General features: G+C 70.8%; 7 protein-coding genes. 5 read left to right on the forward strand and 2 right to left on the reverse strand.

Annotated elements, in window-relative coordinates; all coding sequences use genetic code 11:
- The first annotated feature begins 25 nt into the window (after window positions 1–25).
- The gene (locus tag LE181_RS07195) at window positions 26–418 is read left to right on the forward strand and encodes a DUF6463 family protein (protein WP_225660316.1); all 393 of its coding nucleotides are present in this window, start codon (window positions 26–28) and stop codon (window positions 416–418) included.
- Here LE181_RS07195 and LE181_RS07200 read toward each other — a convergent pair.
- Both LE181_RS07200 and LE181_RS07205 read right to left on the reverse strand, forming a co-directional pair.
- Window positions 408–2,000: an eCIS core domain-containing protein gene (locus LE181_RS07200; protein ID WP_225660317.1), complete on the reverse strand. Its 1,593-nt coding sequence runs from the start codon at window positions 1,998–2,000 to the stop codon at window positions 408–410. The genes LE181_RS07195 and LE181_RS07200 overlap by 11 nt on opposite strands.
- A 64-nt stretch (window positions 2,001–2,064) precedes the next feature.
- A complete protein-coding gene (locus LE181_RS07205) occupies window positions 2,065–2,724 on the reverse strand; it encodes a hypothetical protein (RefSeq protein WP_225660318.1) in 660 nt (219 codons plus the stop codon).
- Between the two features lie 460 nt (window positions 2,725–3,184).
- On the opposite strand from LE181_RS07205, the gene LE181_RS07210 reads away from it, so the two are divergent.
- The 4 genes from LE181_RS07210 to LE181_RS07225 are packed head-to-tail and all read left to right on the forward strand — an operon-like array spanning window position 3,185 to window position 6,720.
- On the forward strand, window positions 3,185–4,567 hold the full coding sequence (locus LE181_RS07210; protein ID WP_225660319.1) for an NHL repeat-containing protein: 1,383 nt from the start codon (window positions 3,185–3,187) through the stop codon (window positions 4,565–4,567).
- A 31-nt stretch (window positions 4,568–4,598) separates the two neighbouring features.
- Window positions 4,599–6,140, forward strand: coding sequence for a hypothetical protein (locus LE181_RS07215; RefSeq protein ID WP_225660320.1), 1,542 nt, complete (start codon window positions 4,599–4,601; stop codon window positions 6,138–6,140).
- Window positions 6,141–6,166: 26 nt separating this feature from the next.
- Window positions 6,167–6,559: a hypothetical protein gene (locus LE181_RS07220; protein WP_225660321.1), complete on the forward strand. Its 393-nt coding sequence runs from the start codon at window positions 6,167–6,169 to the stop codon at window positions 6,557–6,559.
- Entirely contained in the window at window positions 6,556–6,720 is a 165-nt protein-coding gene (locus tag LE181_RS07225) for a DUF6760 family protein (RefSeq protein ID WP_225660322.1), read from the forward strand. The genes LE181_RS07220 and LE181_RS07225 overlap by 4 nt, the downstream gene beginning before the upstream one ends.
- The last annotated feature ends 972 nt before the right edge of the window (window positions 6,721–7,692 follow it).

Raw genomic sequence — 7,692 nt, forward strand, 5'->3', positions numbered from 1 at the left:
GCATCCCACAGATGGGAGAGTTCAAATGATCAAATCTGCCGGCTGGCTCCTTGCGTTACTCGGCGCCGCGCACACGCTCCTCGCCCTGACGCTGGAGGGGGCGGCGCGCCACGCCGGGGAGTGGTTCAGCGGGGCGCTGTGGGGCGAGGACTTCTCCGACATGAGCCCGGCCAACAGTGCCCTGTGGCTGTCCCTGGAAAGCTTCGGCCCGCCGCTCGTCGTGGTCGGCCTGACCGTCCTGTGGCTGGACCACCGCGGCATCACACCACCGCCGTTCATCGCGTGGGCGCTGGGGATCTGGGGCGTGGTGGACGCCGTCATCCTCATCACCACGCCCTGGCCGCTCTTCCTGCTCGCGAACATCCTGCTGCTGGTCGGAGGCCGCCGCACCGCCTCCCGCGGCAACGCTATTCCTTGATCTCCAGGTCCCGGGCCGGGAAGGCGTCGTCGTCCCCCTGCGCGCCGGCCTCGTGGTAGACCCCGGCGAGCACGGCGGGCATCCCCGCGTAGTTCATCGCCCGCAACACGCGATCGCGCAGGCCCGCCCAGTCGATGTCACGGTCGTCGACCGCTGACAGACCGCACATCCGCTTCAGCTCGGTCCGGGCGGTCGCCGCCCGGCGGGTCCTGGTGTTCCCGTCCTTCGGGAAGGCGTCGGCGAGGAGCCGGTCGAGGCGCTGGACGTGTCGCCTCTGGGCGGAATCGGCGGGCATCTTGCCTTTGTCGAGCGGGAGCACCAGGCCGTCACGCCGTGGCGGCCCGGCGGGCCCGTACTCGGGGAAGTCCTGGAGGTCCGGCATGCCCAGGCGGCCCAGCAGGGAGCTCAGCGGCTCCACCCGGCCGTGCCGGGAGTCCTTCCGGAGCTCCGCCACCAGGCCGTCCGGGGCATAGGTGACGAGGGAGTCCGGTACGGCCGTGGCGGCCACCTGCGCCATCCAGATGCCGCGGACCTCGTACTGGTCGGTGTCCTTCACCTTGTCCGTGCTCTGGTTGAGGTTCCTGGGGTCGTGGGTGGCATTGATCTGCTGCTCGCTGACCGCGTGGCCGGTCACCTGCCGGTAGGTCTCCAGGGGAACGAGGAAGGACCGCACCAGTGACGTGGTCTGCGCCGTGGGTACGCCGGCGCCGCTCGGGGCCGCGCGGTTCTTCTGGTCCTGGTAGGTGCGCATGTAGTGCATCGCCCGCCAGGGACGGCCCATGTTGAGCCAGCCGGAGCCCTTCTGGTTGCGGAAGTCGATGGCTCCGCCGCCGTGCTGCTGCACGTCCTTGTGACGGCCGGCGCCCATGACCGGTGCGAAGACCGTCTGGTAGACGCGGACGCAGGTCTCGCCGCCGTGCTCCTCGACGTCGATGTCGCCGCGGGGTGTGAGGGAGGTCCTGCCGCCCGCTTCCACGGTGTAGCTGGCTTCCTGGTGGATCACCCTCTGCACGGTGGGGGCGGCGAACCGGTCCGGCGGGAGCGTCGTCCCGGCGGTGCCGCCGCGTAGCGGTGCCGGTCCGCTCGTCACCCGGCGCGCGTTCTCCTCGGCGGCGCGTTCGTCCCGGTCGTGCGGATGGCTGATCCGGAGCCCCGCCCCGTTGTCCGTGCCGGCGACCGGGCCCCGGCGCTGCTGGACGACGTGGGTGAGCTCATGGGCCAGGGTGCGCCGGTTCACCGGGCCGTCGCCGATGACGACGTGGTCGCCGGAGGTGTAGGCACGGGCACCCAGTTCGGCGGCGGAGCGCCGGGCGGCGGCGTCGGTGTGCAGCCGTACCCCGGAGAAGTCGGCGCCGAGGCGGGCCTCCATCTCCGACCTCAGCGGGTCGGCGAGGGGCCGTCCCCGGGAGGCGAGGGCCTGCTGGACGTGCTGGGCGACGGCCGCGTTCCCGGCGGCGCGCTGCCGGGCGAGGAGGTCGCGCGGCGAGAGCTGCGGCGACGGCGGCGGCGAGACCGGGACGGCGCGTGCCGCGGCCTTCTTCTCGATGGGAACGGGATTCCTGGCGGGGTGATGCGCGCGCATGGCGGGGCCTCTCCGTGTGGCCTTCCCTCAGCCCGACGGGCCGGTGCACGTGGTGCGGGATCCGTCAGAGCAGTTCGGCCGGAAAGCCCGCGGGGACGGTGCCCCCGGCGAGCGTCAGCACACCGGTCCGTTTGTCCTTCCTGACGTAGCGCGCCGCGTGGTCGAACTCCTGCGCCACGTGGTGGTCCGGATCCCCCTTCGTGTCCGACCGCCGCCCCTCCGCCGTCACGTGGAAGCGCACCCCGTACCAGTGCTCCGCCGTCGGGTTGTCCTGCGCGTGCCGCATGCACGCCCAGAGCATCTTCTTGAGCGGTTCCTCGAAGCCCCTGTTGAACTGGCTGTTCGTCGCGGACGTCATGGGAGTGAGGTTGCACGACGTGCCGGGTCCGCCGAGGTGGTCGTTCCAGAGGTGGCCGCGGACCCAGCCCCCGCCGTCGCGGGCGATGAGGGCGTTGACGACGGTGCACTCCCTGGGGTCGGGTGGTGAGCCGCCGTAGCTGCGTTCCGGAGCGCGGGAGCCCGGTCCCAGCGTGACGTGCACCGACCGGCCGCCGCCGGTGCGGTCGAAGGCGCCCCAGACGGGGCCCTCCCACACGACCTCGTTCTCCCAGCGGCCGAACGTGGCCGTGCGCGCGGGGCGGGGCATGCGCTGGACGACGAGTGGTGCGTCGCCGATCAGTCTGCTGACGGCCGCGTTGCCCACCCTGGGCTGCAGCGTGGCCACGACTGCCCGTGGGGACGGCGGGGATTGCGCCGCGGCGGGCCGGCGCGTGGGCCCGGAAGAATGCTCACCCAAGTGAATGTGATCGCTCCGGTGCATGATTCCTCACCATCTTGAGGCGATGCCCGAAGACTGGCCGATCACTTTTCTTCACGCAATGGGCAACCGGCAGATTCTCGCCATGGAGCGGCATCCTCACGAAAAAACGTTTCCCGCCGGACGGAATATCGAATTCCAGCTCTCCGGCGAAGGGGACGCCCCTTCAGCACCTCGGGTGAAGTGGCTCGAAAGAGCGATCCCCCCGGCTTTGCGGCCTGTTGACGAGCACGTCCGAGCCGCTAGCATCGGTTTCCACGCACCGCCGCTCTGGCATGTGCTTCCGGCACTTTCATCCCGCCGACGGCGGTGCGGTGCGACGCGAACAGCCGTGAACCGAAATCAGAACGGATCCGGAGGATCGCCCATGCCCATCGACGAATTCCCGATCGACCAGACCGGCGGCACCAAAGTCCCCCACTCCATCACGATCGGACCGAATCGCTGGTTGTGGGTGACGACCGACAACAACGCCCTCGTGCAGATCCGCAGGAGCGATCCGTCCGCCCAGACCGCGCACACCGATCTCATTCCGCAGTACACCGCCGGAATCATCAAGGATCCGACGGACCGGAAGGTCGTGTGGTTCGCCTCGCCCGCGGGACCGCAGGATTACGACCCCATCTACGAGTTCGACGTCGACCGGCTCAGGATCATCAACAAGCACAATCTCCAGCCCGACGCCCGGGCGCAGACCATCACCAGCGTGCGGTTCAAGACCAGCGAGGATCCGTCGTCCCCGGTCAAGGACTACATTCTGTTCGCCGAGCCCGTGCACACCAACGTGGGCTACGTCGAGGTGGGGCAGGACGGCGCGAATTACCACTCGCTCCCCACGGACACCGACGCGTTCAACACATGGCTCTGGTCGGTGGCGGCCACCGTCAACGACCCGGACACGCCGACCAAGTACACCTACTGGGTCACCGGGCAGGCGCACGACAGGCCCTACAGGAAGACCAACGGCCTGTACTGGTACACCCCGGCCGCCGACGACGCACAGTGGCGGCGTATTCCGCTCCCGGGAGGCGGCAGCCAGAAGCCCATTCACGTCATCTCCGGCATCATCCAGGAAGGCACCGCAAAAAATCCGTACCTCTGGATCAGCGCAAGCGGCCCCAACCAGATCCTGCGGTACGACATCAGGAACAAGTCGTGGAAGACGAGCTCCACCATCAACGGCGAGCCCCGTCAGTTGGCATTCGGCCCGGACGGCAACATCTGGGTGGCCGGCACCGACAAGATCTACTGCTTCGACAAGGACGTTTCCCGTCCGCCCCTTCCCACCCCGGCACTGCCCCCGGGCAGCGAGGCATACGGGATCTGCATCGACGACACGGACCAGGTCATCTGGTACACCAACCGCAAGACGAACAAGATCGGCAAGTACCCGATCCCCACAGAGGGGAAGTCCGCCCTCGGCAAGACCCAGATGCTGGTCCAGCCGGTCAAGGGCATCGCCCCGGGCTCCGTGGCCGAGGTTCCCCTCGTCGCCGAGTTCATGGCCGGCGCCAGCCCGACCCCGGGAATCCCTCTCACCTGCCGGATCACGTCCCAGGAGGCGACGTTCCTCGACGGCCGCCGCGAATGCGTCATCGAGACGGACTGGACCGGCCAGGTCGCCTTCCCCGCCGTGCAGGCGGGCAAGGTGGAGGAGGACGTCGTCCTGAAGATCGGCTGGGGTGACAACGAACCGCCCACCACCGTGGTCCTCAGCGTGCGCAACGACCTGGACGACGACGAGGCGTAACCCCCCACCGCGACACGAGAGGAGCCCCGCCGTGCCGTCCGGACCCGGCAACACATACGACCTCACGGGGAACGCCAAGCCCGTGGCGCTCGCCTACAGCCCCACCGACAGGAACATCTGGTTCATCACCGCCGACGCGAAGATCGGCCGCTTCGCGCCGCGCAGCCCGTACGAGAGCAAGGTGTTCGAGCCGATCTACTCGGGCAAGAAGGCGGAGGACCTGGTGCTCTGGGACCAGGCCGTCTGGACCTACATCCACGACGACACGGCCGGACACGCCCTCGCGTGCACCAGTGACGGCCGCTACGCGCTGCACAGCTCCGGGCAGGCGGCTGCCACCCGCGCCATGGCCCTGGGGTCGGACAGCGCCGGAGCCCGGCGCGTCGTCGCGACACTCGAAGGCAAGGGGGCACTGCTCTTCATCGACACCGACGGCGGGGTCTCCTACTCGACCGATTACGACAAGCCGCTGCACGGGCTGACCGTCGACAGCAGCAACCCCCAGGAATACTGGGTCAGTTGCCCCGAACGCCATCGCGTGGTCCGCTTCGACGCCTCGCGCGGGGACTTCGACCTGTCCCCCATCGACTTCGGGGCCCAGCTCACGCCGCAGTCCGTCGCGCTCACCGGTACGGGCGGCAAGGTGCTCTGGGCGACCACTCCGGACGCCAAGATCATCCGGTACGACTTCGACACCAAGGCGCACCGGACCATCGACATCCCCGCGGTCGCACAGCGCGTCTACGGGCTGCCCGACGGCTCCGCGTGGTTCACCATGCCCACGGGCGACGCGGTCGGCTACTTCGCCCCGGGCGCGACGGACCTGACCGGGACCATCTCGACCGGCAAGGGGACGGGGCCGTCGAGCCTGGCCGTGGACCGGGACGGGACGCTGTGGGTCGGGCTCGCCGGCACCGGGCAGATGTTCCGCGTCTCGAAGGTCCAGCTGACCCCCGTCTCGGGGCAGGGGCAGCAGGCGGTCGTCGGCACGCCGTTCCCCAACCCGCTGCGGGTCAAGGCGACCAGGCTGGACGGCAGCCCGGTGCAGGGAGCGACGATCACCTTCACGATCAAGGGCGATGAGGCCCGGTTCGAGGGCGACAGGACCACCGACATCCGGACCACCTCGGTCGACGGCACCGCCACCAGCACCGTGCTCCACGCCAAGCTCGCCGGGGAGTGCGACATCTCGGCCATGTGGGAGGAGGAGAGCGCCTACACCCGCTTCGAGAACATCACCGTCACCGCGGCCGTGGGGCCCGCCGACCACACGCGCTACCTCTCGGGCGCCGGACAGGAGGCGCTGCGCGGTACGGAGTTCGCCGAGCGGCTCAAGGTCACGGTGGTGGACGCCAACGGCGCGCCCGTACCGGCGGTCGACGTCACGTTCCGGGTCGTGGACGACGACCTGGCCTCGTTCGACGGCGGTCCGATCGCGGTCGTCCCGAGCGACGACACCGGCGTGGCGGCCTCCCCGGCCCTGACGGCCGGTTCCGAGGCCGGGCGTGTCCGGGTCGAGGCGTGGGCGGCGGACACCTCCGCCGGAACGGTGTTCCGCGAGCGCATCCTCTGACGACGAACCGGTAGGCAGGAGAACCGATGACGCAGCAGACCTCCGGGTTGCAGACCGAGTTCGACTTCGAACTGCCCTGTGGGTACGTCGACGGCGACGGAACCGTCCACCGCCGGGGCCGCATGCGCCTGGCCACCGCGCGGGACGAACTGGCGCCACTGATCGACCAGCGGGTCAAGGAGAACCCGGCGTACCTGGGGGTCGTGCTGCTCAGCCTCGTCATCACCCGGCTGGGGAACGTGCCCGAGATCCACGCCGGCGTGGTGGAGTCGCTGTTCGCCACCGACCTGGCCTACCTCCAGGACTGCTACCGCCGGATCAACGGGCTGGAGGGCGACCGCGCGGTGACCTGCCCGTCGTGCGGGACGGCGTTCGCGGTCCCCGAGCCCGTGCCCGGTGAACGCCTGGGGGAATCGTGACGCACCCCGCCGGCCGGCTCCGGGAGGAGGTCGCGTACATCGCCTATCACTTCCACTGGGCGTACGCGGATCTTCTGACCCTCCCGCACGGGGAACGGCGCGCGTGGGTGCGGGAGATCGCCCGGATCAACACGACGCTCGCCGGGGACGGGGGCCTGTGATGTTCTCCTGGCCCTTGCGCCGGCGGTCACCCCGCCCGGAGCGTGCCCCGTCACAGCACGCACCGTCGCAGCCCACGACGGCGTCGCCACGGCTTCCGCTGCCGTCGTGGGCCCGCCGGGCGACGCTGGCGGGGAGCCCGCTGCCCGGCTTCCGGCAGTCGCTGGCGGCGTGGCAGCCGATGCCGGACGTGGCACTGCACGGACGGTTGCTGCCGCGTGCCGTGCGGGTGGGGTGCGGGAGGGCGGGCTTCTCCGGCGGGCGGGCATGGCGCCCGTCCGGCGTGGGGGCGGCGGCCCTTCCCTTCGTCGGACCGCCCGAGCCCCCGGTGCCCGAGCCGGTGCCTCTGTGGCGCACGGCGGTGCGGGTGGTGGAGGGGGCGCTCGGTGCATTACGTAGCCGGCACGCCGTCCAGCGGTCCACCGGTGGTGGGGAGGACGTGGCGGGCGGGCTCGTGTCGTACGGGCGCCACGACACGGCCCGCTTCGCAGCACGCGGCGCGGACGGGCCACGGGCGCCGGGCGCCGGGCCCGGGCCCTTCCGGCTGGTGAGGGGCGGGTCCGGGGCTGCGCCTGCACGGTCCGGTCACCAGGGCCGCCTGCCGACCGGTCACCGGTTCCCGGATGTGCGCCCCGGGTTCTCCTCCGCGGAGAGCGCCCCCGTCTCCCCGCCGGCCGGAACACGTCCCCGGCCGGACAGGCCGGCCACGGCCCCACAGACCCGCCTCCCCCGGGCCTTGCCCCTAGGGCGTGTCCGCACAGTCCCGCCTGGCCCACGACGCTCCCCCGGCTACCGCTGGGAGGTGCCCCCAGGCACGGACGCTGCTGCGTTGCCGGGATCGCCCAAGTACGCCCGGTACGAGGGCGACCCTCCACCTTGCCATCGCACGCACCAGACGCCGCGGGCCACGCCCTTCGGGCGTACGGTGCTGCTTGGCGGACACGCCCTAGCGCAGGGGCACAGTCCGGGCGATG

Source organism: Streptomyces sichuanensis (assembly GCF_020328095.1).
GTDB lineage: Bacteria > Actinomycetota > Actinomycetes > Streptomycetales > Streptomycetaceae > Streptomyces > Streptomyces cinnamoneus.

Excerpts from the sequence above, each read along its gene's own strand:
- LE181_RS07195 (WP_225660316.1), top strand. The coding sequence starts at position 26 with ATGATCAAATCTGCCGGCTGGCTCCTTGCGTTACTCGGCGCCGCGCAC.
- LE181_RS07200 (WP_225660317.1), bottom strand. The coding sequence starts at position 2,000 with ATGCGCGCGCATCACCCCGCCAGGAATCCCGTTCCCATCGAGAAGAAG.
- LE181_RS07210 (WP_225660319.1), top strand. The coding sequence starts at position 3,185 with ATGCCCATCGACGAATTCCCGATCGACCAGACCGGCGGCACCAAAGTC.
- LE181_RS07220 (WP_225660321.1), top strand. The coding sequence starts at position 6,167 with ATGACGCAGCAGACCTCCGGGTTGCAGACCGAGTTCGACTTCGAACTG.